The organism is Agrobacterium sp. (assembly GCF_032092815.1).
GTDB lineage: Bacteria > Pseudomonadota > Alphaproteobacteria > Rhizobiales > Rhizobiaceae > Agrobacterium.
The window spans coordinates 269-25,699 of the sequence record NZ_DAMDBP010000052.1 but is presented as its reverse complement, the minus strand read 5'-3'; the positions used below and the strand labels follow the sequence as shown (position 1 = coordinate 25,699).

Sequence of the window (25,431 nt, the reverse complement as noted above, 5' to 3'; positions counted from 1 at the left end):
CCAGCGGGTTTTCGCCGTTCGGGGTCTTGGAGATTTCGAGCTTGCCGTTCTTGACCGACAGCCATGCCCAGCCGGAGCCGAACTGCGTGGTGCCAGCAGCAATGAAATCAGCCTTGAACTTGTCGTAACCGCCGAGGTCGGAGGTGATTGCAGCTTCAAGCTTGCCAGGCAGCTTGTTACCGCCGCCGTCCTTCTTCATCCACTTCCAGAAGTGAACGTGGTTGTAGTGCTGGGCAGCGTTGTTGAACAGGCCAGCATTGGTGCCGAAGGACTTCTTGACGACTTCTTCCAGCGACAGGTCTGCAAGACCAGCTTCAGCGGCAAGTTTATTGCCGTTGTCGACATATGCCTTGTGGTGTTTGTCGTGGTGGAATTCGAGCGTTTCGCGCGACATGTAAGGCGCGAGAGCGTCGTAATCGTAAGGAAGTTCGGGAAGTTCAAAGGCCATGGTGGTACTCCTTGTTGCAGCGGTGACCCGCTCCTTGAAACCTTGTGCGCGGAACATAGGAGCGGAACGCAATTGAGGCAACCTGCGAAATATCAAAATGTTCCTGCAAAAGAGAAAATTCCACCAACAACATCAGAAATTCACAATCGCATTTGATGGTTGCGTACCGATTCAAGAACTTTGGTTCGGCAGCTGATTGAGAAAGTTACATGATGAAAAAAACTCTCTGCACCGCAATTCTGGCAAGCCTGATTTCACTGCCCGCCGCCGCGTCCTCCGACGACGCATGGCAGGAGTTCGCAGCCGATGTTCAGGCCAAATGCCTGGCCGCAACCGACGGCATGATCGAGAACGCCAAGATCGTAGTCGATCCGTTTGGCAGTGAGAGTTATGGCCTTGCGATCATCAGCGGCAAAGCCGCTGGCGCAGACGCCACCATCAGCCATATCTGCGTTTACGACAAACAGGCGAAAACCGTCGAGATCGGTGGCGAAATGACGACCGACAACGTCAAGATCGATATTCCCGATCAAGCCAAGCCATAAGCGTCCAGCGGCCGCTCAACTGCCAAAAGCTAGAAGCGCGGGGTGGTATCCGCCTCGCCGAGCGGCCTCTGCATCAGCACGGTATCAAGCCACTGGCCGTGCTTCCAACCGATTGATTTCAGCGTTCCGACCATCTCGAAACCCGCCGCACGGTGCACTGCAACAGATGCGGCGTTGGCAGAATCGCCGATCACCGCCACCATCTGGCGGAACCCCTTGGCGGCTGCGTCTGAAATCAGCGCATCCAGCAATTTGCGGCCAATGCCCAAGCCTTTGGACGCCGGGCTGACATAAACAGAGTTTTCCACCGTTGCCCCATAGGCCGGGCGAGCGCGGTAGGCACCGGCATAGGCATATCCGGCGACATCGCCATCGACCTCCGCGACCAGATAGGGATATCCGCCTGTCATCAGTGTGACGCGACGGGCCAACATTTCCTCCAGCGACGGCGGCTCGATTTCAAAGCTCGCTTTTCCGTGAAGGACGGCATCGCGGTAGATTTCCGTGATGACGGGAATATCGCCCTCGAGACAGGGGCGGATGCTGATGTTGAGTGAACGCGTTTCGGCCATTGCCGTTACCCTGGATATGTGTGGCAGGACATTTTGAGTGGTTGAAGAGCGGAAAGGTGTCCTCGCCTCTTCCTCAAAAAAAAGGCCGAGAAAACCCGGCCGTTTCAAGTGATTTCCTATCAGGCGTCGGTGCCAGTTTTGGCCCATTCCAGATAAAGTTCCAGTGCCTTGCGAGCAACAGGACCCGCCTGCAATTCCTTCTCATCCAGTTTGGTAACCGGCGAAACCTTGGAGTAGTTGCCGGAGCAGAAAATCTCGTCGGCGTTCTTGAAATCTTCAACCGAAAGGCTTGCCTCGCGAACCTCAAAACCAGCCTGACGCAGCAGACCGATGACGCGCGAACGGGTAATGCCGGCCAGGAAGGTGCGGTTTGGTACGGGTGTCAGAACAACGCCATCCTTGACCATGAAGATGTTGGAGGCAGCGGTCTCGGCAACATTGCCATTCATGTCGCGCATCAGGGCATTATCGAAACCGCGCGAACGGGCTTCGAGAATGGCGCGGCCGCTGTTTGGATAAAGGCTGCCAGCCTTGGCATCGGTCATCGCCGTTTCCGGCGACGGGCGACGCAGAGGCGAAACGGTCAGTGTCAGCGACTTGCCGGCATCCATCGGCGCTTCAAACAGGCAAAGCGCAAATCGGGTGGAGGCACCATCCGGCGCCACAACGCTGCCAACTGAGCCATGTTCAGCCCAATACATCGGCTTGATGTAGATGGCGGTCTTGCCGTCAAACTTCTTGACGCCTTCGAGCGCAAGAGCCTCGATTTCCTCAGGGGTCTTGGTGGGGATCATGCCCATATTGGTGGCCGAGCGATTGACGCGCTGGCAGTGCAGATCCAGATCCGGTGCCAGACCATCGAACCAGCGAGCGCCATCAAACACTGTCGAAGCCAGCCACATGGCATGCGAGGTTGGGCCAATCAACGGCGGGTTGCCGGGCAGCCATTCACCATCAACATAAGTCCAGGTGTTTGATTTCGGTGAAGTATCGACGGCCATTCTCAAAGTCTCCTATAGATAAGTGGCCGGAGTGAATGCCTCGACCTCCATTAGGTCAAGATAATTTTTCCACAAAAAGACAAAACGACGCAAAACGATATTCACCAGCTGCATATGAGCAAGAATCTTCCATCGAACCAGCAACTTGATAAATGGACGCATAACGATAAATGATGGGGCGGCTAAAAACGCTGTTATAGCAATCAGACACTGTCTATTCGTGTCAGCATGGGAGACTCACAGATATGGCATGGTCCGCCACTCAATATCTCCGATTTGAAAATGAAAGAACGCGCCCTGCCAGTGACCTGCTGGCGCAGGTTCCGCTGGAAAGCGTCATGGCGGGTTATGACCTCGGCTGCGGGCCGGGCAACTCCACGGAGCTGCTCACCAGTCGTTATGGTCTCAACGTCATAACCGGCGTCGACAGCGACGATGACATGCTGGAAAAAGCCCGGGACCGCTTGCCAAACACAGAATTCCTCCAGGCAAATCTTGCCAGCTGGAAGCCGGAGGCAGCGGCCGACCTGCTTTACGCCAACGCGGTTTTTCAATGGGTGCCGGACCATGTCAGTGTGCTGGAAAAACTGATGGACCATTTGCGTCCCGGCGGTGTTCTGGCTGTACAGATGCCGGACAATCTGTCTGAACCAACACATGTATCCATGGAGGAAACCGGAGCAGCCGGGCCCTGGGCTGCAGCCTTTGCCGGCGGGCGTCTGCGCCGCACGCCATTGCCTCCACCCACCACCTATTTTGACCGGCTTGGGCCAAAATCGGCGCGTCTTGATGTGTGGCATACGATATACAACCATCCGATGTCGGATGCCAAAGAGATTGTCGAATGGGTGAAAGGCACCGGCCTGCGACCTTATCTTAATGCGGCTGGGACTGACCATCAGGAAGCATTTCTGGCCGATTACACCGCACGGATTGCCAAAGCCTATGCGCCGATGTCGGATGGCCGGGTGCTGCTGCGGTTTCCGCGTATCTTCATCGTTGCGGTCAAGAAATAGGTAGGATGGCCATCTTGCCCACATGACCCATACACAACAAGACCCCACCCATCATGCGATCGGCGGGGTCTTTGATTTTTCAAATCAGTTCAGCCGATAGGCGATAACGCTGTCGCCCAGCGTCGTGCCAATCGAACCATGACCACCGGCGGCGATGACGACATATTGTTTGCCGTCCGCCCCCCGATAGGTGACTGGCGTTGCCTGTCCTCCGGCTGGCAGGCGGGCCTGCCAGAGCTTTTCACCCGTTTTCATGTTGTAGGCACGCAGGTAATTGTCGAGGGTCGCTGCGGTAAAGGATACGCCACCTGCGGTCGTCAACGTGCCGCCATGGGCGAGAATGCCCATAGGCAGCGGTATCGGCCAGGAGTAACCCAGCACCTTCTGATCCTGCACCGTGCCATTGCGGCGTTTCCATACGGTTTTGCCTGTTGTCAGGTCAACACCCACCATTTCGCCCCATGGCGGCGTATTGCATGGCAGGCCAAGGCCGGAGCGAAAGTTGAGAATGCTGATGCCGAAAGGCCCTCCGAGATTTTCATTGCCTGGGCTCGTACCTTCCTTGGTAAACAGACGGGCATTCAGATCATCCGGTTTGCGCGGATAGGCCTGATAGAGATAGGGCAGATATTGCGGTGTGCCGATCAGCCATTTGTTGACCGGATCAACCGCAATCGAACCCCAGTTGAACACGCCGATATTGCCCGGCCAAACCAGCGAGGGTTTGCCGACACCCGGAGGCGTAAACGGATTTCCATCATAACGTGCCTGCTTGAATGCCAGACGGCACAGGGCCTGATCGATCGGTGAGACACCCCACATATCGACTTCACGCAGTGGTGCCGGTGTGAAGTTTAATGACGAGATCGGCTGCACCGGCGACGGCTTTTCATTGGGAACATCGGTTTCCGTGCTGACCTGCTGTTCGCTGACAGGCAGGATTGGCGTGCCATCCTGACGGTTGAGCACCCACAGATTGCCGCCTTTGGTCGGAACGATTACCGCCGGCACATTTTTGCCGTCCTTCGGCAAGTCAAGCAGTGTCGGTTGCGATGGATTATCGCGGTCCCAGAGGTCGTGATAGGAGGTCTGGAATTTCCAACGCAGTTTGCCGGTTTCGATATCAAGTGCCGCGAGAGCATCCACAAATTGCGCATCGTCGTCGGTGCGGTTCATGCCGAACTGGTCGGGTGACTTGTTGCCGAACGGCACATAGACCAGACCAAGCGCCTCATCGGCACTGAAGGTCGTCCATGCGGTGGGCGAGTTGGCCTCATAGGTTTCACCTGAAGCCAGAGGTGCGGTGTCATCCGGTTTGCCTGCATCGAATTTCCAGACAATCTTGCCGGTGCGCACATCATAGGCGCGGATGACGCCTGAGGTATTGTCCTCGTAATAATTGTCGGACACCGAACCACCGATGATGATCAGGTTTTTCGTCACCAGTGGTGCTGATGTCTGCATGTAAGAGGATTCATGTAACATCGGCATCTGCACCAGAAGGTCGACAAACCCATTGTCACCGAACTCGCTGCACAATGCACCGGTATCGGCGTTCAGCGCATAGAGGCGGCCGTCGACCGTGGTGGAGATGATACGGCGCGGGCATGTCAGGGCAACCGGAGCCGGAGCCGTTGCGGCGGGCGCTGTTGTCGTGCCATCCGTTGCCGGTGCGGTCGGTGCAGCTGGAGCAACGGGTGCTGCCACGAAATCGCTGGAGTCGTTATACGACACGCCACGGCAGGTCTGGTGTTGAGAAAAGGGGCTGGGTTTCAGTTCAGGGTCAAATTTCCATTTCACCTCGCCCGTTTCCGGAACCAGCGCCTCGACAATGTTGTGTGGCGTGCAGAGATAAAGCAGCCCGTTGACCTTCAGCGGAGCCACTTCGAATGTGAACTCCTTGGTGTCGTTTTCGGTTTTGAGATCGCCGGTGTGGTGTTCCCAGGCAACCGTCAGGCCTTTGACGGTATCGACATTGATATCGTTGAGTGCGGAATAACGTTGGCCGAGATTGTTGCCACCATAGGCCACCCAGTCATCCGCGGGGAAAGCTGGCGTTCCGGCCGCAGCAGGTTCGGCCTGCGCCGTCTGCATTTGCAGTTCGCCGTCAATCAGGCGCGGATCGACAAACCATGAGACGACACCCAGCAGAACGATGATGGCCACCGTTGTTCGCAGCAGCTTAACGCTTTTGCCTCTGGTTTTCAGGCCAGCCGGCACAAATGGCAGGCAAAGCAAGAGGGCCAGGAAGGTGAGCAAGGCACCACGCGGTATCCATTGCCATTTGTCGAAACCGACTTCCCAGATGGTCCAGGCAAAGGTCGCGATCAGCAACAGGGCAAAGAGGAAATAACCGGATTGTTTTCGCCGCATGAGTTGAATGGCGGTAATGAGTAGGCCGATGCCGAGAACCACGTAAAAGACGCTTCCGTCTGCCATGGCCAGTTGCACACCGGGATATAATATTGCCAGCGCGAGAATGGCTGCAATAACCCCAATAATGAGAACAAACATGTGTTCTCCTTTCGCAGATCTGAAAAAATCACCAGCGCCGGAAAGGCTTTTCGACACCAGCATCAGCACAGATGAAGCGCGCTCTGTCGCAGGGTGGCTTCGTGTGGAGCAGCCGCATCATTGGGGCTGTGTCGTCCACAGATCGCATTGCCGGTGTCGTTGCAAAACGACATTTCAAGCACCGGTTGCGTCGAGATTTTTGACATATTTCAGTTGAGAATGGAATACTAATTAACGAGCTGTCCACCGCAGAAGATGGATGCCCCGGACACCTCTCGTTACGTTGCGCCGTGCGCCTAACGCGGTGTCAGCAACAATGTTCCAACTGGACATCAAAAGGGCAGCCGAAGCTGCCCTTGTTGTGGTCATGTGCTGGCGCTCTATCGTGCGGCAACAACGCGGGCCCGGTGGTCGACGGCCCTCACCCCGAGTGCTGCGATGGCCAGAACCGCACCAAGCACGCTGACGGCAGTCCAGCCATCGTAACCCCAGGCGGCGGTTGCGAGAGCAGAACCGCTGGCACCACCCAAAAACATGCTGGTCATGAAAATGAGGACCACGGCGGTCTGCGATACGGCCAGCCAGCGGCGCTGCAAAGATACCGACAGCACCCACCACACCAAACAGACCGGCGACATCGGCACCGAGATGAAAATCAGGACCCTGCAGGTAAAGCGCAAGAATGGTCCAGAATGCCGAGAATGAGCCAAACAGCGCTGCCTGCACCAAGGCGGCAACCCGCAAATCCGGTTCACGCTTCCAGATATGGACGAGCGAAACCATTGCCTGACGGTATGGCATGCGCGACGACGGTCTGTGGTTGGGAAGAGCCACAAACATCAAGGCTGCAGTAAACAGTGCCATCGGCACTCCGATCCAGTACATTTCACGCCAGCCAGCATGTTGCCCGACAAAACCGGACAAGGTGCGGCTCAGCAAGATACCCGATAACAGACCGGCCATGACAGTGCCGATGGTGGCGCCACGTTTGTCTGGCGCGGCAAGCGAAGCGGCAAAAGGCACGATCTGCTGGGCAACGGCAGAACCGACACCGACCGCAAAAGACGCGACAACCAGGATCCATGCGGTTGGCGCAATGGCGGTTGCAACAAGCGCCACGGAAAGCGCCATGAATTGCGCGATGATCAGGTAGCGCCGATTGACGATATCGCCGAGCGGCAACAGCAACAGCAAGCCGGCGGCAAACCCGAGTTGTGTGGCAGTGGGTACGAAGCTGGTGATCGCATCCTGCGGGAAAGCAGCCTTGATGATGCCGAGTATAGGCTGGTTATAATAGATGTTTGCGGCAGCGATGCCGCTGGCAGTTGCCATGGCAAGCAGGCTCCAGCGGCTTAAACCGCTGTGTGCTTGCGCTGTCTTTTTCGTGTGATCCGTCATTTTCACGCCTTTCTGGCCGAAGAGATGGCGTAGGTATACAATTTAATCAAAATAAGATTTAGTGATCAATATAGATCAATCCGCATAACGGAAAATGATATAATGAACACGCAAGACGTCCTGGTCTTTACCACAGCCGTTGCTGCCGGCAGTCTTTCCGAGGCGGCGCGTCGTCTTGGCATGCCATCGATGATGGCAACGCGCCGCCTGGCTTCACTGGAAGCAACGGTTGGCGTAAGGTTGATGCACCGCACGACCCGATCACTTTCCCTGACGCCGGAGGGCGAAACTTTCCTGCCCTATGCGCAGGCATTGGTCGAAAACGCCGAAGAAGCGCTTGGTCAGCTTGGTTCGGGCACGAAGACGGCGAACGGCTTGCTGCGGGTGTCGGTTCCGGTTGCCTTTGGCCTGCAATTCGTGGCGCAGATCGTGCCGCAGCTGCTGCAAGACAATCCTGATCTTCGCATTTCCCTTGATATGAACGATGCGCTGCCCGATCTGGTTTCAAGCGGCATGGATCTGGCCATCCGTATTGCGCGCTTGAAAGACAGCAACCTGATTGCCCGCAAGCTGGCGGACAATCCACGCATCCTTGTGGCATCGCCCGATTATCTCAGGAAACGTGGCACGCCACGCGTGCTGGACGACCTGCAACAGCATGACTGCCTGCCGATTGCCAATATCCAGCAATGGAATTTTATCTCTGGCGGCAATGAACGGCATATGCGGTTGAACCCGCGCTTTTCCGCCACCAGCATTGAAGGCTGTCATGCCGTCAGTATTGCGGGCGGTGGCATTGCACTGCTTGCCAACTGGAATGTGGAAAAGGATTTAAAGGCCGGACGACTGGTTGAGATCAGGCTCGATGACGCCGCGCCACAGACGATTGGCATATGGGCGGTTTACCCAACACGAAAACTGCTGCCGCAAAAGGTCAGTGTTTTCATATCAGCCTTACAGGACGTACTGGATAAAAACGTCACCGGCAGTGTCTGAACACTGCCGGTTTGACTGTAGGCTGATTATGCGTGGATGGAGTTGACCATCTGGAACACCTTGTCGAAGGCGCCATTTTCTGTTGCGAAACGCAGTGGCTTGCAACGCTCGACCACCACTTCCTTTTCATCCGGCCGGTTGGTCAGAATATCCATCACTTCCGTGATGAAGGCCTCGAGTGGCATGGCGCGCTCGTCGGTTGCCTGATGTTCGCCCTGCAATGTCGTCTGCACATAAGGTGGTACGATTTCGATCACCTCAACCGGGGTAGCCTTCAACTGCTCGCGCAGCGTTACCGAATAGGCATGGATGGCCGACTTGGTGGCGCTATAGGTTGGGGTGGCGACCATCGGTACAAAGGCAAGACCGGATGACACCGTCAGTACAGTTGCACTTTTCTGCTTGAGGAAATGCGGCAACAGGGCTGCGGCCAGGCGAATGGGGGCCAGAAGATTGGTGGCAATGGTTTCTTCGGCAATCGAGAGATAATCCGGTGCCGCCGGGATGGCCTCGTTTTTCATGATACCGGCATTGTTGATGACGGCGTTGAGCGCCGGATAAGAACCCACGACCTTGTCGGCAAATGCGCTGATGTCAGCCGCATCGGTTGCGTCCATCACAAAGGATGCCATGCCGGGATTGGCCTTGGTGACCTCGTCCAGCACGTTGGCACGTCTGCCGCTGATGATGACCTGATTTCCGAGAGCATGAAATGCCTCTGCCAGTGCCCGGCCGATGCCGGAACCGCCGCCAGTGATGAGAATGGTGTTTCCTGAAGTTTTCATGGCGATGACCTTTCCTTGTTGTCTGGACAAAGATTAGTTATGCTGCTCTCCAACTGAAAGAAGGCACCCAAAAGATTTATACTTACCAAAAGGAGAGTGTCTGAATGAAAAGGCATTCCGTCGACCCGCTGATTGAAGAACGCCTGCATGACGAGATACCGGAGACGGTCGATCCGGTTCTTGAAGCCTTGGTTCGGGACATTATTGCCAAGGTCGCAGACAAGTGGACGATGCTTATTCTCGAAGTGTTGGAAGAACATGGCACCGTTCGGTTCACGCAGGTTGGCAAACTTGTGGGTGACATCAGCCAGAAAATGCTGACCAAAACATTGCGGCAGATGGAGAGCGACGGGCTGGTGAAACGGACTGTTCACCCGGTAATTCCGCCCCATGTGGATTACAGCCTGACACCGCTTGGACGCAGCCTTGGCGGCGCATTTTGCGGTGTTTGGATCTGGGCTGAGACCCACCACGCTGAAATTGAAAAAGCGCGTCGAACCTTCGCGGATGCATCCGGGTGAATAAAATGGGCGCACCCCTCTCGAGGCGCACCCTTTCAAAAAAACGGCCGTTTATCGCCCGATCAGGTGAACTGACTCAGGCCCGGAACGGACGCGATAACCTGATCGACCACTTCATCACCAGCGTGCTGGCGGGCAACCGCAATGGTTTCCTTTGCAAGAGCGGAGATTTCGCCCATGCCAAGACCCTGGCTCATCAACTGCTGACCAAGACCCATGATGCCGCCGCCACCGATGGCGCTCATCAGGCCACCGAGAAGACCACCACCGCCACCAGCACCTTCACCGTTAAAGCGAGCGACCAGTTCGGTTGCGCCGGGAATGGCTTCGATCATGCGGGCAATAGCACCGTCATCGGCTTCGCGCTGTAGAAAACCCAGCATCATGCCAACGGCCTTTTCGGCAACCTCCGGGCTGATGCCTACCTTATCGGCCACCTGCGTTACGAGTAGGTTCATATCGTCACCTCCTGATTATTTTGACGTTGACGTCAAGGTAAAACAAATGTCTTGCTGACTCAAGCCACTGTGGCAAACTATGCAGTGTTTAGCATTGAACGCAGTAACTTGTTGTTGGACATTGCTTGCAGCCTTACAAGAACATTGCAATAGATTGATAAAGAACGAAACGTGTCGGCGAATTCAAGCCCCCACAAGCGTTGGTAACCGACACGCCCAACAGGAGAGACGCCCACATGTTGCAGGATGGAAAACTCTACATCGGCACAAGCCGCAACCCGGACGACACTCTCAACAAGGGCGAATATCTGGAACTGAAATACGGCAACCGCCACGGGCTGATCACCGGTGCCACCGGTACCGGTAAAACCGTGACCTTGCAGGTTCTGGCCGAAAGCTTTTCCAATGCCGGTGTGCCGGTGTTCTGCGCCGATATCAAGGGCGACCTCTCCGGCATTGCCGCGATGGGCGAGGCAAAAGACTGGGTTAGCAAACGCGCCGAACAGATCGGTTTTTCCGATTTCGCCTTCCAGGAATTCCCGGTGATTTTCTGGGATCTCTACGGTGAAAAAGGCCACCGGGTGCGCGCGACCATTGCCGAGATGGGGCCATTGTTGCTGGCGCGGCTGATGGATGCCTCAGAGGCACAGGAAGGCGTGCTTAACATCGCCTTCAAGATTGCCGACAAGGGCGGCTTGCCGCTTCTCGACCTCAAAGACCTGCAGTCCCTGCTCAACTACATGGCGGAAAACGCCACCGAGCTTTCCGGTCAGTTCGGTCTAATTTCCAAATCATCGGTCGGCTCATTGCAGCGTGGTCTGCTGGTGCTGGAGCAACAAGGTGCCGAACACTTCTTTGGCGAACCCGCCCTGAAAATCAGTGATATCATGCGCGTGACCAATGACGGCCGTGGCGCTGTATCGGTACTTGCGGCCGACAAGTTGATGATGAACCCGCGCCTTTACGGCACCTTCCTGTTGTGGCTGCTGTCGGAACTGTTTGAGGAGCTGCCCGAGGTTGGTGATCCCGACAAACCCAAGCTGGTGTTTTTTTTCGACGAGGCCCATCTTCTGTTCAATGATGCGCCGAAGGTTCTCGTCGAACGCGTCGAACAGGTGGTGCGCCTGATCCGTTCCAAGGGCGTTGGTGTATACTTCGTGACCCAGAACCCGCTTGATGTGCCGGAAACCGTGCTGGCGCAGCTTGGCAACCGTGTGCAGCATGCCTTGCGTGCCTACACGCCGCGCGAACAGAAGGCGGTCAAAACTGCGGCCGACACCTTCCGTCAAAACCCGGCCTTCAACACGGCCGAGGTCATCACCACGCTCGGCACCGGTGAAGCACTCGTTTCCACCCTGCAGGAAAAAGGTGCGCCTTCGATCGTGGAGCGCACACTCATTCGTCCACCGTCTGGCCGCCCCGGTCCGCTGACCGACGCCGAGCGGAAAAGCGTGATCAACCTCAGCCCGGTAGCCGGTCAGTATGACACCGATATCGACCGGGAATCGGCCTTTGAAGTTCTGGCTGCACGCGCCCAGAAGGCCGCTGAAGCGGAAGCTGCAAAACGCGCGGCAGAAGAGAAGGCTGCGGAGCCGGACAGTGCTGCCGGACGCTGGACCCTGCCCGGTTTTGGCGATGCACCGAAAGAAGCTTCGACAACCGGTTCGCGCGGTTCTGCGCCACGCCGCACCGGCGGTTATCAACGCGAAACCGTCATTGAGGCAGCGATGAAAAGTGCGGCGCGTTCCGTCGCGACATCGGTTGGTCGCGCCATCGTGCGTGGCATTCTCGGCAGCCTCAAACGATAAGGTTTTGCCACCGCCCGAAATTCAAAACCGGGCGGTGGCATTTCAAGGCAGAGGTTCTGCTTATTTCTCACGGTAGAAAATCATGCCACCGTGATAGAGCACATCATCAACGAACCTGCCGTCGGCGGTAAAACCCGTGTCATCCCAATAATCGATGTGATTGCCGGTGACTTCGTAGCGCCCCTGATAGGCACTTTTGCGATTTCCCCGCGCTTCATCATAACGCCCGTTGGGCAGCAATTCCTGGCGGATACGGCCATCGCCGGTGACCCACATGCCGACATAGGGGTGAGTGGCCGCTTGCGATGTCTGTTCTGTCTTGTCTGTTTTCATCATGGTGTTCGCTTTGGATGGGCTGGCATCTGCAACGACAGATGCGAGCGCCAGTGCAATTGATGTTGAAACCATTTTCATTTTTTACTCTCCCGCTTCACGCAGCCGTTGGACGCACAACGATTTCGTTGACGTCGACGCCTTCGGGCTGCTCGATGGCAAAACGCACTGCCCGACCGATGGCATCCGGCTTCAATGCGATGGCGCGGTAGGTCTTCATCAGTTCTGCAGCCGCTGGATCGGTGATCGTATCGGCCAGTTCACTTTCCACCACGCCCGGATGGATGCAGGTCACGCGGATGTCCTGGTGTTCCTGCCGCAAACCGTCCGAGATGGCGCGCACCGCAAATTTGGTTGCGCAATAGACCGCTGCTGTCGGGGAAACAGCCAGCGCACCAATCGAAGCAATATTGATGATTTGACCTGATTTGCGCCTGATCATCTCAGGCAGCACGGCGGCAATGCCGTAAAGCACACCCTTGATATTGACGTCGATCATGCGGTCCCACTCGGCAACCTTGATTGATGACATCAATGACAAAGGCATGATGCCAGCATTGTTGACGATCACATCCACCTGTCCGAACGCCTTGCGACCCGCCTCGACGAAATCAGCGACACTTTCCCTGTGCGTCACGTTCAACGGATGAATGACCACCTCCGCACCGGCCAGACGAAGCTCTTCAGCCAGCGCCTCAAGGCGATCCAGACGACGGGCACCGAGAACCAGTTTTGCACCGGCAGCGGCCAATTCACGGGCAATGCCAGCACCAATACCGCTGGATGCACCTGTAATGAGAACAACTTTGTTCAATGCCATGATTTATCTCCTTTGGTTTCCCAGCCCGATCCTGTTGGACCGCGTGCTGTTGCAAGGAAGATAATTCCGAGGCATTGTCGTGATAACCGCCTCAATGATTACTTCAATGAGTAGAAAATCTAACCAATGAACATTGACCTCAACGCCCTTTCGATTTTCTGCATGGTGGCTGAAGAACGCAATTTCCGCGCCGCAGCCGACCGCCTTGGCGTGACACGCTCCGCTGTCAGCCAGACCATTCGCAAGCTCGAAGAAATGATGGGGATTGCGCTGGTCCAGCGCACGACACGCAGTGTCAGCCTGACGGAAGCGGGGCAGCAGCTTTATGCCGACGTCTCCCCCTCCATCGCACAATTGGCGCAAGCTGCCCTTGCCACATCATCCCTGGGTGGCGCGGTGCGTGGACAGTTACGCCTGGCCGTATCCTCGATTGCCGAACGTTTCCTGTCCGGTCCGCTGCTTGCCAGTTTTGCCGAGGCTCATCCACAGGTCCAACTTGACATCGTCGTGACCGACGAGGAGTTCGACATTGTCGCGGAGCAATATGATGCCGGCGTGCGGTTGGGTGAACTGATTGCGCAGGACATGATTGCAGTGCCCGTTTCCGCCGAGCAGCGGCAACTTGCCGTCTGTGCGCCAAGCTACCGCGATCGACATCAATTGCCGTCCCACCCGGCAGAGCTGATTGAGCACAGATGTATCGGCTGGCGTGCCCGCCCTGGTGTGGCACCCTATCGCTGGGAATTCGAGGAAGATGGCCGGGAATTTACCGTTGCAGTCGAACCGGAATTTACCACCAACGACATGCAGTTGATGATCAAGCTGGCCTGCGCCGGTGCCGGCATTACCTTCGGTATGGAAGAGACATTTCGTCCATACATAGAACGTGGGCAATTGGATTCGATACTGGATGATTATTGCCCGAGCTTTGCAGGGTTCTACCTCTATTACCCGAACCGCCGCAATCTGGCACCCAAGCTGCGTGCCTTCATCGACCATGTTCGCCTGCCAAGACGTCACTGAGCTGACGGGGGCCGGTCGTGCGCCATCCGCACCAATTGTTTCAGGATAATGCCTGTGTTATGGATGGGCATCTGAAACCGGTTTTGAAAGGAGGCTTCGCATGGACACTTCATGCTTCTGGCGTTTTTGCCAGATCACGCACCTTTCTGCCCTGCAAATGCGTTTGCGGGGCTGACCGGACACTCTCACATTCTGGTTTGCCTTTCGTAGCGGTTTAACGCAGCCTTTGCGCTATGCGCAGTGCTGCATGTTGTTGATCGCCGGATTTTGTTGCCCTGTTGCCGAAAGCACTGTTGGCAATTGCCATGGCTAACCCCGTGACATCCGGTTTGGTAGACCAGAGAATTCATATGACTTTGATCAATATTCGTGACCTTGGCGTCACCTTGACCACGCCCCTGTTTTCAAAACTCAACCTGACCATTTCGGCAAGTGACCGTATTGGCCTTGTCGCTGCCAATGGGCGGGGCAAATCCACGTTGCTGCGCGCTCTTGCCGGAGAGGTTGACACCACCGAAGGCCAGATCACATCGGCGCGCGGCGTGACCATCGGCCATGTGACGCAGCACATCCCACCTGACCTGATGACGCTTTCGTTCCACGACGCCGTGTCCGGCGGCTTGCCACAGGAACAGGTCACGGCTGAAAGCTGGCGCGTTGATATGTTGCTGGACATGCTGGAGGTTTCCGAAGACATCCGCCATCGCCCGCTCTCCGAGCTAAGCGGTGGTTGGCAAAGACTGGCGCTGCTTGCCCGGGTCTGGATCCGCGAACCTGACGTGCTGTTGCTTGACGAGCCCACCAACCACCTTGACCTTGAGAGGATTGCCGTCCTTGAAAACTGGCTGGCGGGATTGCCGCGCGAAACGGCTATTGTGATTGCCAGCCATGACCGGGCATTTCTGGACAGTGTGACACGCACCACGGTGTTTCTACGCCCGGAACGTTCACAATCCTTCGCCCTGCCCTATGGCAAGGCGCGCCTTGCACTGAATGAGGTGGATGCTTCCGAGGAACGCCTTTACCAGCGCAATATGAAAGTGGCACAGCAACTGCGCCAGCAGGCTGCCAAACTGAAGAATATCGGCGTCAATTCCGGCAGTGATCTGCTTGTTGTCAAAACAAAGCAGTTGAAGGAACGGGCTGACAAGCTGGAGGATGCGTCACGACCCGCGCATCGCGAGCTATCCAGTGGCAATATTGCGCTCGCCAATCGTGGCACACATGCCAAGGTGTTGCTGAGCCTTGACGATACCGAGGTGACAACGCCTGACGGTACCTTGCTGTTCAAATCAGGTAAACAGCATATTCGTCAGGGAGACCGGATCGCACTGCTGGGGCGTAACGGCGTTGGCAAGTCCTGCCTTGTGACACTGTTGAAAGCTGCCATTGACGACCCGTCAGCGGCCGGCAGCATTCGGGCCACCCCAACGCTGGTTCTCGGTTATGCGGACCAGGCTCTCAACATGTTGCAAACCGATGAAACGCCGCTTGCCGCGATCATCCGGCGTTTTGATATTTCCGACCAGCAGGTCCACACCCTGCTAGCCGGTGCCGGTATCAGCATCACCATGCAGCAACGGCCGACCAGCCTATTGTCAGGCGGACAGAAGGCGCGGCTGGGCATGCTGGTTTTGCGGTTGATGGCACCCAACTTCTATCTGCTGGACGAACCAACCAACCACCTTGATATCGACGGTCAGGAAACGCTGGCAGAAGAACTGACCAGCAAAAACACAAGCTGCGTGCTGGTATCACACGACCGCAGTTTTATCCGCGATGTTGCCAACCGGTTCTGGCTGATTGAAAAGCGCAAGCTGATCGAAGTGGACAACCCGGAAGGTTTCTTTGCATCCTTCGGATAGGGTTGTGTTGTGTGCCCTTTGCCAGTCCGGCAAAGGGCACACACCTGATTTGCGCGTTATTTGCGCGGCGCGACGAGCGAGAAGTACGCGCCGTGCGGGTCCTGGCAATTGATGATCCAGCTTCCGCCGGGAACCTCCATCGGACCATTGATTACCTTGCCGCCACCTGTGCTAACCCGGGTCATGGCATCTTCAATGGCCTCGACATTGAAATAATATCCCCAATGGCAGACAGGTACTTGCGGCAGACGCTTCATCATGCCGCCGATGGCTTTGCCAGCATGGGCAAAGATGCGGTACGGGCCCATTTCGCCCATGTCGAAATCATGATCCTTGGTCCAGCCGAAAATGCTGTGATAAAAGGCACTTGCCCGGTCGACATCGTCGGTGAAAAGCTCGCTCCAGCCGACATGGCCAGGGGCATCCGGCGCGGCTTCCGATGGCTGGTTTTCCATGGGCAGCGGCGTCATGATGCACAGAACCGCTCCGTACGGATCTTTCACCACGGCAAACCTGCCAACCTCTGGAATGTCTTCTGCCGGCCGCATGATGCTTCCGCCTTCGGCTTCGATGTTGCGCACCGTTTCATCGACATTTTCGACAGCAACATAACCCGTCCAGTTTGGCGGAATGCCACTTCTGGCGAATTCATCGGTCAGTTCCATCATGCCACCGACACCACGACCACTGATTTCGAAAATGGTGTAGGGCATGGCGGCATTTTCGAATGGTGCCGCCGTCCAGCCAATGACAAAACCGTAAAATCGCGCTGCAGCTTCGGTATCAGGCGTCATCAGTTCATACCAGATGAACTTGCCATGCGTATCAGACATTGCACTCTCCCATGGGTCAAAAGTTGGCGCTTTAGAGGCCGCAACCGCTGTTATTTTCTGCGGAATTCAGAAGACATGAACTGTTTGAAACTGCCATCCGGCTGCCTGACGCTGCCGGAAAAGGTCCTGTTGTTATCATCATGCAATGTCAGGACATCATGATAGACGACCATATCGCCGGAGCCATCCATCGCGGGCCCTTCGGCCTCCAGCGTCAGGGTCTTGCCATCGGCCTCAAGACAGCCTTTGTAAACCCAGAGATAGGTCATCATGGAACCGACCCATGTGCCGACAAAATTGCCTTTTTCCGGATCATAACCCACGGTGATCAGTGCCGTCATCGGGTTGCCGTCGGGCATTTTACCCTTGCCTTCACCGACGATCCATAATCCGCCAACCGATTTGACGGTTTCCGTAAACAGCTGTTCAGGGTCATTGGGATCATAGGCATCATGGCCTGACGTGGACACCATGATCCAGTCACCGACAATCCGTTGCAGGAATTCATGCTCTTTGTGCGGCTTGGGACTTTCCATAATCTTTTCCTCCCTGGACTATGTCAGTGGCAGCAGCTCGCTGTCTTCGGCGCATCCTCATACTGATCATGGCGGCGTACCCAGTTCATCACGCCATCCTCGTTTCGTCCCTTGGGCACCAGATCCAGCAGCATCAATGTGCCGATGGTCTGTTCGCAACCGCGGGCATAGGTGGAATAGGTATGGCAAACCTGTCCGTTTTCATCTTTAGCAAAAACACTGATGCCGTGCAGGTCCTTCAAGTCACCCATCGGCGGTATCTCGCGATAGTTATAAGTGATGCCTCCCTCCGAAAGCTCCTCATCGCGGAAAGACGCCTGATAGTCGTAATTGAAATCGCTGTCCTCGGCCGAGACCCAGGGAAACTTCCAACCCATGCGTGCCTTGTAGGCTTCTATCTTGGAAACCGGCGCACGCGACACGGCGACGAATGTGGCATCCGCATGCTGCATGTGTATGACAGAGCCATCGACGTGGTCGGCGAAAAAGGAGCAGCCAACACAGCCCTCCTCCCAATCAGGAGCCAGCATGAAATGATAGATGATCAACTGGCTGCGTCCGTCAAATAGCTCGCTCAGCGTCTTTCGACCGGACGCTGTCTCGAAAACATAATCTTTGCTGACCTTCTCCCAGGGCAACTGCCGTCGCGCCTCGTTCAAGCGGTCCCTCGCCCGCGTTGCCTCCTTCTCCAGAACGAGAAGTTTCTTGCGGGCTTCCAGCCATTCCTGTGGGGAAACGACAGCATGAGACATGATCAATCCTCCTACGATCAGCTTTTGCTTGACTATTTACGTTGATATCAACATATATTATCCATGTCAAATACGAGAGTGATTCCTTTTTCTACAACGCTTCTGGTGCGCGATAGTTGCCTTTGCCTTCACGCACAAAGGGCAGCGCGTGCCTTGGCACGTCGTTTCGACAATGCTTTGAAGCCTCTCGGCATGACCAATGGACAGTTTTCCCTGCTGATGTCGCTTAACAGGCCGGAGCCACCGCCGATGGGACCGGTGGCGCATATCTTGGCCATGGACCGGACAACACTGACCGCAGCCCTCAAGCCGCTGGAGAAAAAAGGCCTTGTCAGCATTGAGCCTGACCCCAGGGACAAACGCGGCAAGAGGCTGCACCTGACCGAAGCCGGCATGCAGTTGCTGGCGTTGGCCTTTCCGATTTGGGAACGTGTTCATGAGGAAATTGAACAGGGCATCAACAGCGGAGATCCGAGCCGTCTTCGCCAGGACCTTCTCGACATTTCCCTTTGAAGGGTTACCCCTGACATGACTGAGGCATGCGCATAAAAAATCGGCGGGATGAACCGCCGGTTTTTCCGATTTCGTGGACACGCGCCGATTACTCGACGGTGGCTTATTCGACCGTGACAGGAACCTCTGTCGAGGTGCGCAGAGCGTGGCTGTATGGGCAAACGATGTGCGCCGCAGCAACCAGCTTTTCAGCCACTTCGCGCTCGACGCCTGGAATGTGCACGCTCAGCGCAACATCAATTCCGAAACCGCCACCATCTTCGCGTGGGCCAACACCAACGGTTGCTGTCACAGTGGTGTCTTCAGCAATCTTTACCTTTTCCTTGCCGGCAACCACTTTCAGGGCGCCAAGGAAGCAGGCCGAATAACCGGCTGCGAACAGCTGTTCAGGGTTGGTACCGGTTGCACCATCGCCACCCAGCTCCTTCGGAACTGTCAGGGTAACGTCAAGAACCCCGTTTTCCGAAACAGCGCGGCCTGCACGACCACCAGTGGCACTTGCTTTTGTCTTGTAGAGAATAGGCATGGCATGAACTCCCTTCGGTTTGATCTGATGGGCAATACGTATCAACCAATTAAATTGCGCGCAATATAATTTTGCACATTGCCATAAAAAATATTATCTGTGAAAAGCACATCAACGTGAGAAATGATCTTAGGTGGCATGAGCAAGGAACTTACAGCCCCGCCGATTGTTCCATTAAGCGCGGGATTTGCAGGAGACACCATGGACAGGGATGAGCTTGAGAAGCATCTACAACTGGAACACCAGATTTGCTTTGCGCTATACGGTGCAGCCCACGCGTTTACGCGGGCCTATAAGCCGTTGCTGGACCCGCTTGGCCTGACCTATCCGCAATATATCGCCATGATGGCGCTCTGGGAAAAAGAGACCGCGACCGTGAAGGCGATGGGCGAAATGCTGGGACTGGATTCCGGCACGCTCTCCCCCCTCCTCAAGCGCCTTGAACAGGCAGGTCTGATCAGCCGCAAGCGCAGCGTGGAAGACGAGCGTCAGGTTCTGATCACCCTGACGGACCGTGGGCGAGACATGAAAAAAGATGCGGTTGGCGTAATGCAGGCCATCGGCCAGGCAACAGGCTGCGGGTTCGAGGAACTGTCTGCCATCCGTGACACGCTGAAAAAGCTCAGCGCAAAACTTAACGACACCCAAAACTGAAAACGCCGCATGCGGCTGCATACGGCGTTTTTGACATCATGCAAGCTTTGGGCAGCCTTGTTTACTGCCAGACAACGATACGCGCCTTGTTCGGCACGCGCTCATAGAGGTCGATAATGTCCTGGTTCATCAGGCGTACACAGCCCGACGAAACAGCCTTGCCGATGGAGTTCCACTCAGGAGAACCGTGCAGACGGTAGAGCGTATCCTGACCATTCTGGAAGATGTAGAGCGCACGTGCGCCAAGCGGGTTCTTGAGACCTGGCTGCATGCCGCCGTTTTTTGCAGAATATTTGGCAAGCTCCGGCTGGCGGGCAACCATTTCGTCTGGAGGGGTCCACTTTGGCCATTTCTGGCGCCACTGGATAACGCCCTCACCCTGCCACGCAAATCCCTGACGGCCAATGCCAACGCCGTAACGCATAGCTGAGCCGCCCTGCTCCACCAGGTACAGGAAGCGCGACCGCGTATCGACGACAACAGTGCCGGGACGCTCGCCTGTCGGGTCCAGCACACGCTGACGGTAGAAACGCGAGTCGATCTGGCGGAACGGTACGGCCGGAATGACATATCCGCCATCCTCAACCGAGCCATACATCACATTCAATTCTTCATCACTCAAACGACCGCCAAAAAACTGGCGAACGCCACCGGATATATTGTTGGCAACTGCGGAAGGGTTGTAGTTGCCGGAAGATGCACAGCCTGTGAGCAGGGCAGCGGAGGACAGGCCAAGCAAAGACAGGAAGGATCTTTTGGAGAAATCAGGTTGGTCGGGGTTCATCATGAAGGCCGGAATTCTTTCATAGCGGGACATCACATAACTGACGTGCGGTACTCATTTCGCAGTCAAGGATTTATTCCCACATTAGTTAAGGCATCCCTAAATTCCAGCAACCGGGCGTTAAACCACACCCGATGGGATGCGATCAAATGGTGAGCGTGGTCAAATAACCACAATCGGCGCGCCCTGTGGCACGCGTTCATAGAGATCGATCACGTCCTGATTGAACATGCGAACGCAGCCCGATGAAGTTGCCCGGCCGACGGACTGCCAGTCAGGAGTGCCGTGCACGCGGTACAATGTATCCTTACCATCCTGGAAAATGTAAAGCGCACGCGCGCCAAGCGGATTGTTCAAACCCGGCACCATGCCGCCATTGCGGGCAGAAACGGATGCCAGTTCCGGCTGCCTCTGAACCATTTCGTCAGGCGGCGTCCAGCGTGGCCACTTCGCCTTCCACTGGATTTTTCCACGACCCGACCAGGCGTAGCCGTCCTTTCCCAATCCGACACCATAACGCACAGCCTTGCCGCCATCCTGCACCAGATAAAGGAAATGCTGTTTGGTATCGACAATGATGGTTCCGGGCGCTTCAGCGGACTGGTAGCTGACTTCCTGCCTCAGAAAACGCTGATCGACGCGGCTATAGGGAATGGCGGGGAGCGTATGCCCCTCATCGCTCACCACGCCATACATGGCGCGGTGCAGCGGATTGGAAACCGGCAACCCATAGGACAGAGGCTGCCCGGGAACCGGAAGGCCATATTGCTGATGAAAGCGCGACCGGAACAGATCTGGCGGCTGCGGCGAAATCTGACCCGGCATGCGCTCACGCGGCGGCTGCCGGTTGGAATTCACATCATTATACTGGAACACCGGCGCCGTTTCGCGCACAAAAACGTCCGCATTCATACGACTGGTATCCGTTACGAACAGGCACCCACCCAACAGGGGCAGAACCATCAGGGCCGCAACGGAAAGCGAACGACGGCAGGTCGTCTTGAATTTGTCTGTCATTGAACCGCTTCACACAGATATCGTTGCCCTCATCATGAACTTTGCGGCTGGCGCGAAGCTGGTGTGAAAGGCGTTTACAGCTGATCATCCATGCTTGTCGGCACGCCGATCAGCTTTCAAAGCGGGCAAACCGGACGTGATTGGCGGGCCGCACCGGTCCCTGCTCCACAACGGCTGCCGGCTGGGTGTGGTGCGGTATCTGCCGATATGCCTTGCGTGGTCTCCACGCCTCGGCGCGGCGCGCCGACAGAAGAACAACAATCGCGAATCCGGCCAAAACCGGACCGGCAAAGGCGTCGATTACGGCATCAGTGCGGGTCATTTCAGTATCTCCGTAAAGCTCAAAAACAAGTGTATGCTTTACGAAAACCATAAGCGTGGTCGTGCTTCGCGCGTTTGAGCGAAATCAAACGGACTGCGAGCGCGCTATGCGATGCATGAACTGCAACTGAAATAAACCAACAAATTCAATTATTAAATGAACACTTGAGAAAGACTGCGCATAATGTCGCAGCCACCATTCAGCGCATCGCTGAGCATACATGATAACCTAGTCTTTGATTTCCAAAACCGTCAGGCGATTGCGAGCAGCCTTTTTGGCGCGGTACATATCGACGTCGGCTGCGGCCAGCAGATCTTCTGCCGTCTGGCCATGCTGCGGATAGAATGCAACGCCCAGCGAGCAATCAATCTTGAGGCAGGCGCCTTCCACATCAATCGGCATGGAGATTTTTTGGCGGATGTCGGCAAGGCGCCTGCGCACTCCATCCTCATCATGCTTGGGGTTGCTGAACACCAGCGCGAATTCATCGCCACCGAGCCGCACTGCGATATCGGAGGCGCGAATGCAGGACACGATACGATCCGCCACCCGGCACAAGACCTCATCGCCCGCTGCGTGTCCGAACAGGTCATTGACCTGCTTGAAGTCATCCAGGTCGAGATAGGTGATCGCCACCATGCGATTTTCACGTTTCGCCTCATGCAGGGCGCGATTGAACTGCGTCCAGAAGAGGGTTCGGTTCGACAGGCCGGTCAGCGGATCGTGGTGCGCCATGTAACGTACCCGCTCTTCCTTATGCCAACGGTCAATAGCGATGCTGGCAATGCTGGTTGCCATGTCGATCAATTCTTTTTCATGCGCTGAAGGTTTGCGTACCTCACCGGAATAAAGAGCAAAGGTACCAAGCACCTGCCGGTTGGCATCCATGATCGGCGTTGACCAGCAGGAACGAAGGTCGAAGCGCTCGGCAATTTCAACATAGTCCTGCCAGAGAGGGCTGTTGGCAATATCTTCAACCACCACAGGTTCGTTGCGCCAGGCAGCCGTGCCGCAGGAACCGACCTTTGGACCAAAGGTGATGCCATCGATCAATTTGGTATAGGCCTCTGGCAGGCTCGGCGCAGCACCGTGACGCAGCTTCCCTGTTTCCTGCTCAAACAGCAAAACCGACGCACAAATACCCTCAACCATGCTTTCCACCAGAAGTGTCAAGGAATGCAGGATCATGTCGAGCGGCTGACTGCGGGCAATCATCTCAAATAGGGCCGCACTGCCACGCCTTATCGTATCTTGCCGTTTGCTCTCGGTAATATCGCGGGAAATGGCAACGAGGCCAGTGATGCGGCCACGTTCGTCTCTCAAAGGAAGTTTCGTGGTCGACAACCAGCAGACCGGACCGCCATGGATCGAGAAACATTCCTCGACATCGTAAGTGGGTTCACCGGTTTCCAGAACACGCGCCTCATCGGCAAGAACCTTGCTTACCGATCTTTCTGGCAAAAAATCCGCTTCGTTCAGGTCGTGAAGAGCTTCCTCGGATGTCAAACCCAGATATTCACGCAGCGCGGAATTTGCAAAAATGAAGCGACCGTTGGTGTCTTTGACAAACACCATGTTGGGTAAATGATTGATCAGACCAAGAAGTTGATCGGCATCTGCGAAGCCACTGCTTTGCCGGAGAAAAGATATATCAAGAACTGTTGTCATGAACTACGCCAACTCGTCACGGCCAGTTCAGGAAATACCCGATCAAGCCCGCCCCACATGCTCCTGTTTGCCTTAAAATACAAAAATGGAAACAGGTAATTCATTCAAGCTGCTTTATTACGTTACCGATATAAAGAATATTTGCTTATGCTTGATTAAAGATTCATGGAAAAACCAAATCAGCACCCTCTTAGTTTGTCGCGATAACCAATAACGACCGTGGCGATATTCTGATCCCGGCCGGATGTTTCAAAAAAATTCACAGCACGCCACTGTAAATTTCCTTCCGTTTGAACCCAACCGGAAATACCCTCCTGTCAGAACGATTGCGATAGGTTGCGGATCTGCGACATGATCGGACAATCAATTGTTATTACTGACTTATTTTGCGATTTCGGGAATATCGCAAACATGGGGATTTTCATGCTGACCATTTACGGTGTTTACCGTTCGCGCGCTACGCGTACACTTTGGCTCGCCGGAGAACTTGGTATCGCTTACAAACACATTCCGGTTATCCAGGCCAGGCGTCTGGACAATCCGCTCGCCGATGACGCGCCTATAAACACGCTTACCCCGTCTTTTCTATCCATCAACCCGATGGGAACGATCCCCTGCATTGAAGATGACGGCATGGTTCTCTACGAATCGATGGCGATCAATCTGTACCTCGCCCGCAAATATGGTGGCACGATTGCCCCCAAAGATTTGTCGGAAGATGCGGCGATGATGCAGTGGTCGTTTTTTGCTGCGACCGAAATTGAGATGCAGTCGCTGAAAATTTCCACCACTTTTGCTGAAGATCTAGCGGAAACGGCCGCCGGCAAGGCGGTGATTGATGTGGCGGCGCGTCTGCTGCAACGGCCATTGCGTGTTCTTGAACAGTATCTTTCCTCACACGATTACCTGATCGGTGATCGTTTTACGGTTGCAGACATCAATGTGGCTGAGGTGGTGCGCTATGCCCAGGCCCATACGACACTGATCGACACATATCCTGCGCTTAAAACCTGGCTGGAGCGCTGCCAGTCCCGGCCCGCCTTCAAGGCCATGTGGGATGCACGCAGCAGCGAAGCAGCTTGATACGCCAACGATAAACAAGCCGCCCCGGAGATTGAGCGAGGGGGCTTGCAATTTCAGCCCTGTTTTTCAGCCTCAAGTACTTTTATGACGGCTGCACGCGTCAACATGCGCTGGTAATGAGCATGCACTTTTGGAAAACGGGCAATATCGACACCGTCGCTTTTCAGCCATCCTGACATGACAAAGAGATAGGGATCAGATACCGAATACTGGTTGCCGAGCACCCATGGGCCGCTATGGAAACCCTGCTCAATTATCTCGAAACAATCGCTCATGACCTGCGGGACCTTGCGCTTCATGTCGTCTTGCGATGACGCCTCATCTGCCCAGCGACTGCCACGACGGCCATGGGCATGCGCCACGTGCACGGTGGACGAAATATAGGCGTTGAAGGATTGCATGCGCGCAAATTCAAAGGCGTCATCCAGCGGCGCCAGTTTGGCGGCCGGTGCCATTTGCGCGATAAACACCAGAATGGCAGGCGTTTCAGTCAAAATTCCGCTTGAAGTGGATAGAGCTGGAACCCGACCTTTTGGGTTTATTGCCAGAAACTCCCCGGACTTTTGCTCCTGCTTGCTGAAATCGATCTGCACGACCTTGTAGGGTAGTCCGGATTCCTCGAGCACGATATGGCTGGCTC

The 25,431-nt window shown here is 55.6% G+C and carries 27 protein-coding genes and 1 pseudogene; 10 read left to right on the top strand and 18 right to left on the bottom strand.

Annotated features, from left to right (window positions below; all coding sequences use genetic code 11):
• On the bottom strand, positions 1-448 hold a 448-nt coding region (locus RT613_RS21135; protein ID WP_313618347.1), incomplete at its 3' end, for a superoxide dismutase.
• A gap of 212 nt (positions 449-660) precedes the next feature.
• Here RT613_RS21135 and RT613_RS21130 point away from each other — a divergent pair.
• The gene (locus tag RT613_RS21130; protein ID WP_313618350.1) at positions 661-993 is read left to right on the top strand and encodes a hypothetical protein; all 333 of its coding nucleotides are present in this window, start codon (positions 661-663) and stop codon (positions 991-993) included.
• 29 nt (positions 994-1,022) lie between these two features.
• Here the strand turns inward: RT613_RS21130 and RT613_RS21125 are convergent, their stop codons facing one another.
• The gene (locus RT613_RS21125) at positions 1,023-1,565 is read right to left on the bottom strand and encodes an N-acetyltransferase family protein (protein ID WP_313618346.1); all 543 of its coding nucleotides are present in this window, start codon (positions 1,563-1,565) and stop codon (positions 1,023-1,025) included.
• Positions 1,566-1,684: 119 nt separating this feature from the next.
• The gene (locus tag RT613_RS21120) at positions 1,685-2,566 is read right to left on the bottom strand and encodes a branched-chain amino acid aminotransferase (RefSeq protein ID WP_313618345.1); all 882 of its coding nucleotides are present in this window, start codon (positions 2,564-2,566) and stop codon (positions 1,685-1,687) included.
• A gap of 245 nt (positions 2,567-2,811) precedes the next feature.
• On the opposite strand from RT613_RS21120, the gene tam reads away from it, so the two are divergent.
• On the top strand, positions 2,812-3,582 hold the full coding sequence (tam, locus tag RT613_RS21115) for a trans-aconitate 2-methyltransferase (RefSeq protein ID WP_313618344.1): 771 nt from the start codon (positions 2,812-2,814) through the stop codon (positions 3,580-3,582).
• Positions 3,583-3,666: 84 nt separating this feature from the next.
• Here the strand turns inward: tam and RT613_RS21110 are convergent, their stop codons facing one another.
• Together RT613_RS21110 and RT613_RS21105 are read right to left on the bottom strand one after the other, a co-directional pair.
• Positions 3,667-6,096 carry a membrane-bound PQQ-dependent dehydrogenase, glucose/quinate/shikimate family gene (locus RT613_RS21110; RefSeq protein WP_313618343.1) on the bottom strand — a complete coding sequence of 810 codons (2,430 nt, stop codon included), beginning with the start codon at positions 6,094-6,096 and terminating at the stop codon, positions 3,667-3,669.
• Positions 6,097-6,476: 380 nt separating this feature from the next.
• Positions 6,477-7,494: pseudogene (locus RT613_RS21105) on the bottom strand (MFS transporter).
• A 102-nt stretch (positions 7,495-7,596) separates the two neighbouring features.
• Between RT613_RS21105 and RT613_RS21100 the strand changes: the two are divergent.
• Positions 7,597-8,490: a LysR family transcriptional regulator gene (locus RT613_RS21100; protein ID WP_313618342.1), complete on the top strand. Its 894-nt coding sequence runs from the start codon at positions 7,597-7,599 to the stop codon at positions 8,488-8,490.
• A gap of 26 nt (positions 8,491-8,516) precedes the next feature.
• Here the strand turns inward: RT613_RS21100 and RT613_RS21095 are convergent, their stop codons facing one another.
• Positions 8,517-9,275, bottom strand: coding sequence for an SDR family oxidoreductase (locus RT613_RS21095; RefSeq protein ID WP_313618341.1), 759 nt, complete (start codon positions 9,273-9,275; stop codon positions 8,517-8,519).
• A 104-nt stretch (positions 9,276-9,379) separates the two neighbouring features.
• Between RT613_RS21095 and RT613_RS21090 the strand changes: the two genes are divergently transcribed.
• Positions 9,380-9,796, top strand: a complete 417-nt coding sequence (locus tag RT613_RS21090; protein ID WP_313618340.1) for a helix-turn-helix domain-containing protein — start codon at positions 9,380-9,382, stop codon at positions 9,794-9,796.
• 62 nt (positions 9,797-9,858) lie between these two features.
• On the opposite strand, the gene RT613_RS21085 is transcribed toward RT613_RS21090, so the two are convergent.
• Positions 9,859-10,254 (bottom strand): hypothetical protein, encoded by a 396-nt coding sequence (locus tag RT613_RS21085; protein WP_313618339.1) that lies wholly within the window; start codon positions 10,252-10,254, stop codon positions 9,859-9,861.
• Positions 10,255-10,490: 236 nt separating this feature from the next.
• On the opposite strand from RT613_RS21085, the gene RT613_RS21080 reads away from it, so the two are divergent.
• On the top strand, positions 10,491-12,062 hold the full coding sequence (locus tag RT613_RS21080; protein WP_313618338.1) for a DUF853 domain-containing protein: 1,572 nt from the start codon (positions 10,491-10,493) through the stop codon (positions 12,060-12,062).
• Between the two features lie 60 nt (positions 12,063-12,122).
• Here RT613_RS21080 and RT613_RS21075 read toward each other — a convergent pair whose 3' ends face one another.
• Complete coding sequence (locus RT613_RS21075; protein WP_313618337.1) at positions 12,123-12,476, bottom strand: Atu4866 domain-containing protein; 354 nt, start codon at positions 12,474-12,476, stop codon at positions 12,123-12,125.
• A 16-nt stretch (positions 12,477-12,492) separates the two neighbouring features.
• The gene (locus RT613_RS21070; RefSeq protein ID WP_313618336.1) at positions 12,493-13,215 is read right to left on the bottom strand and encodes an SDR family oxidoreductase; all 723 of its coding nucleotides are present in this window, start codon (positions 13,213-13,215) and stop codon (positions 12,493-12,495) included.
• A gap of 126 nt (positions 13,216-13,341) precedes the next feature.
• On the opposite strand from RT613_RS21070, the gene RT613_RS21065 reads away from it, so the two are divergent.
• Both RT613_RS21065 and RT613_RS21060 read left to right on the top strand, forming a co-directional pair.
• Positions 13,342-14,238, top strand: a complete 897-nt coding sequence (locus RT613_RS21065) for a LysR family transcriptional regulator (protein ID WP_313618335.1) — start codon at positions 13,342-13,344, stop codon at positions 14,236-14,238.
• 350 nt (positions 14,239-14,588) lie between these two features.
• Positions 14,589-16,103: an ABC-F family ATP-binding cassette domain-containing protein gene (locus tag RT613_RS21060; RefSeq protein ID WP_313618334.1), complete on the top strand. Its 1,515-nt coding sequence runs from the start codon at positions 14,589-14,591 to the stop codon at positions 16,101-16,103.
• Between the two features lie 56 nt (positions 16,104-16,159).
• On the opposite strand, the gene RT613_RS21055 is transcribed toward RT613_RS21060, so the two are convergent.
• Genes RT613_RS21055 through RT613_RS21045 form a run of 3 tightly spaced genes read right to left on the bottom strand, consistent with a single transcriptional unit; the run spans position 16,160 to position 18,224 of the window.
• A complete protein-coding gene (locus tag RT613_RS21055; RefSeq protein ID WP_313618333.1) occupies positions 16,160-16,936 on the bottom strand; it encodes a VOC family protein in 777 nt (258 codons plus the stop codon).
• Between the two features lie 50 nt (positions 16,937-16,986).
• Positions 16,987-17,472 carry a DUF1579 domain-containing protein gene (locus tag RT613_RS21050; protein WP_313618332.1) on the bottom strand — a complete coding sequence of 162 codons (486 nt, stop codon included), beginning with the start codon at positions 17,470-17,472 and terminating at the stop codon, positions 16,987-16,989.
• Between the two features lie 23 nt (positions 17,473-17,495).
• Positions 17,496-18,224, bottom strand: a complete 729-nt coding sequence (locus RT613_RS21045) for a thioredoxin family protein (RefSeq protein ID WP_313618331.1) — start codon at positions 18,222-18,224, stop codon at positions 17,496-17,498.
• A gap of 63 nt (positions 18,225-18,287) precedes the next feature.
• Between RT613_RS21045 and RT613_RS21040 the strand changes: the two genes are divergently transcribed.
• Positions 18,288-18,737, top strand: a complete 450-nt coding sequence (locus RT613_RS21040; protein WP_313618330.1) for a MarR family transcriptional regulator — start codon at positions 18,288-18,290, stop codon at positions 18,735-18,737.
• Between the two features lie 103 nt (positions 18,738-18,840).
• On the opposite strand, the gene RT613_RS21035 is transcribed toward RT613_RS21040, so the two are convergent.
• Positions 18,841-19,263 carry an organic hydroperoxide resistance protein gene (locus RT613_RS21035; RefSeq protein ID WP_313618329.1) on the bottom strand — a complete coding sequence of 141 codons (423 nt, stop codon included), beginning with the start codon at positions 19,261-19,263 and terminating at the stop codon, positions 18,841-18,843.
• A gap of 201 nt (positions 19,264-19,464) precedes the next feature.
• On the opposite strand from RT613_RS21035, the gene RT613_RS21030 reads away from it, so the two are divergent.
• Complete coding sequence (locus RT613_RS21030) at positions 19,465-19,917, top strand: MarR family transcriptional regulator (RefSeq protein ID WP_313618349.1); 453 nt, start codon at positions 19,465-19,467, stop codon at positions 19,915-19,917.
• A gap of 61 nt (positions 19,918-19,978) precedes the next feature.
• On the opposite strand, the gene RT613_RS21025 is transcribed toward RT613_RS21030, so the two are convergent.
• The 4 genes from RT613_RS21025 to RT613_RS21010 all read right to left on the bottom strand — a co-directional run bounded on the left by RT613_RS21025 (position 19,979) and on the right by RT613_RS21010 (position 23,708).
• A complete protein-coding gene (locus RT613_RS21025) occupies positions 19,979-20,734 on the bottom strand; it encodes a L,D-transpeptidase (protein WP_409558874.1) in 756 nt (251 codons plus the stop codon).
• A gap of 129 nt (positions 20,735-20,863) precedes the next feature.
• A complete protein-coding gene (locus RT613_RS21020; RefSeq protein ID WP_313618328.1) occupies positions 20,864-21,718 on the bottom strand; it encodes a L,D-transpeptidase in 855 nt (284 codons plus the stop codon).
• Between the two features lie 109 nt (positions 21,719-21,827).
• Positions 21,828-22,040 carry a hypothetical protein gene (locus RT613_RS21015; RefSeq protein ID WP_313618327.1) on the bottom strand — a complete coding sequence of 71 codons (213 nt, stop codon included), beginning with the start codon at positions 22,038-22,040 and terminating at the stop codon, positions 21,828-21,830.
• A gap of 228 nt (positions 22,041-22,268) precedes the next feature.
• Complete coding sequence (locus RT613_RS21010; RefSeq protein WP_313618326.1) at positions 22,269-23,708, bottom strand: diguanylate cyclase domain-containing protein; 1,440 nt, start codon at positions 23,706-23,708, stop codon at positions 22,269-22,271.
• Between the two features lie 423 nt (positions 23,709-24,131).
• Between RT613_RS21010 and RT613_RS21005 the strand changes: the two genes are divergently transcribed.
• Positions 24,132-24,791: a glutathione S-transferase family protein gene (locus tag RT613_RS21005; RefSeq protein ID WP_313618325.1), complete on the top strand. Its 660-nt coding sequence runs from the start codon at positions 24,132-24,134 to the stop codon at positions 24,789-24,791.
• Between the two features lie 53 nt (positions 24,792-24,844).
• Here the strand turns inward: RT613_RS21005 and RT613_RS21000 are convergent.
• The coding region (locus RT613_RS21000; protein WP_313618324.1) for a glutathione S-transferase at positions 24,845-25,431 on the bottom strand (587 nt) is incomplete at its 5' end.

Coding starts and splice junctions, on each gene's coding strand:
- RT613_RS21015 (WP_313618327.1), bottom strand. CDS start 22,040: ATGACCCGCACTGATGCCGTAATCGACGCCTTTGCCGGTCCGGTTTTG.
- RT613_RS21125 (WP_313618346.1), bottom strand. CDS start 1,565: ATGGCCGAAACGCGTTCACTCAACATCAGCATCCGCCCCTGTCTCGAG.
- RT613_RS21095 (WP_313618341.1), bottom strand. CDS start 9,275: ATGAAAACTTCAGGAAACACCATTCTCATCACTGGCGGCGGTTCCGGC.
- RT613_RS21040 (WP_313618330.1), top strand. CDS start 18,288: ATGTCAAATACGAGAGTGATTCCTTTTTCTACAACGCTTCTGGTGCGC.
- RT613_RS21070 (WP_313618336.1), bottom strand. CDS start 13,215: ATGGCATTGAACAAAGTTGTTCTCATTACAGGTGCATCCAGCGGTATT.
- RT613_RS21080 (WP_313618338.1), top strand. CDS start 10,491: ATGTTGCAGGATGGAAAACTCTACATCGGCACAAGCCGCAACCCGGAC.
- RT613_RS21060 (WP_313618334.1), top strand. CDS start 14,589: ATGACTTTGATCAATATTCGTGACCTTGGCGTCACCTTGACCACGCCC.
- RT613_RS21100 (WP_313618342.1), top strand. CDS start 7,597: ATGAACACGCAAGACGTCCTGGTCTTTACCACAGCCGTTGCTGCCGGC.
- RT613_RS21010 (WP_313618326.1), bottom strand. CDS start 23,708: ATGACAACAGTTCTTGATATATCTTTTCTCCGGCAAAGCAGTGGCTTC.
- RT613_RS21055 (WP_313618333.1), bottom strand. CDS start 16,936: ATGTCTGATACGCATGGCAAGTTCATCTGGTATGAACTGATGACGCCT.
- RT613_RS21090 (WP_313618340.1), top strand. CDS start 9,380: ATGAAAAGGCATTCCGTCGACCCGCTGATTGAAGAACGCCTGCATGAC.
- tam (WP_313618344.1), top strand. CDS start 2,812: ATGGCATGGTCCGCCACTCAATATCTCCGATTTGAAAATGAAAGAACG.
- RT613_RS21110 (WP_313618343.1), bottom strand. CDS start 6,096: ATGTTTGTTCTCATTATTGGGGTTATTGCAGCCATTCTCGCGCTGGCA.
- RT613_RS21050 (WP_313618332.1), bottom strand. CDS start 17,472: ATGGAAAGTCCCAAGCCGCACAAAGAGCATGAATTCCTGCAACGGATT.
- RT613_RS21005 (WP_313618325.1), top strand. CDS start 24,132: ATGCTGACCATTTACGGTGTTTACCGTTCGCGCGCTACGCGTACACTT.
- RT613_RS21075 (WP_313618337.1), bottom strand. CDS start 12,476: ATGAAAATGGTTTCAACATCAATTGCACTGGCGCTCGCATCTGTCGTT.
- RT613_RS21120 (WP_313618345.1), bottom strand. CDS start 2,566: ATGGCCGTCGATACTTCACCGAAATCAAACACCTGGACTTATGTTGAT.
- RT613_RS21085 (WP_313618339.1), bottom strand. CDS start 10,254: ATGAACCTACTCGTAACGCAGGTGGCCGATAAGGTAGGCATCAGCCCG.
- RT613_RS21045 (WP_313618331.1), bottom strand. CDS start 18,224: ATGTCTCATGCTGTCGTTTCCCCACAGGAATGGCTGGAAGCCCGCAAG.
- RT613_RS21025 (WP_409558874.1), bottom strand. CDS start 20,734: ATGTCCCGCTATGAAAGAATTCCGGCCTTCATGATGAACCCCGACCAA.
- RT613_RS21065 (WP_313618335.1), top strand. CDS start 13,342: ATGAACATTGACCTCAACGCCCTTTCGATTTTCTGCATGGTGGCTGAA.
- RT613_RS21130 (WP_313618350.1), top strand. CDS start 661: ATGAAAAAAACTCTCTGCACCGCAATTCTGGCAAGCCTGATTTCACTG.
- RT613_RS21030 (WP_313618349.1), top strand. CDS start 19,465: ATGGACAGGGATGAGCTTGAGAAGCATCTACAACTGGAACACCAGATT.
- RT613_RS21020 (WP_313618328.1), bottom strand. CDS start 21,718: ATGACAGACAAATTCAAGACGACCTGCCGTCGTTCGCTTTCCGTTGCG.
- RT613_RS21035 (WP_313618329.1), bottom strand. CDS start 19,263: ATGCCTATTCTCTACAAGACAAAAGCAAGTGCCACTGGTGGTCGTGCA.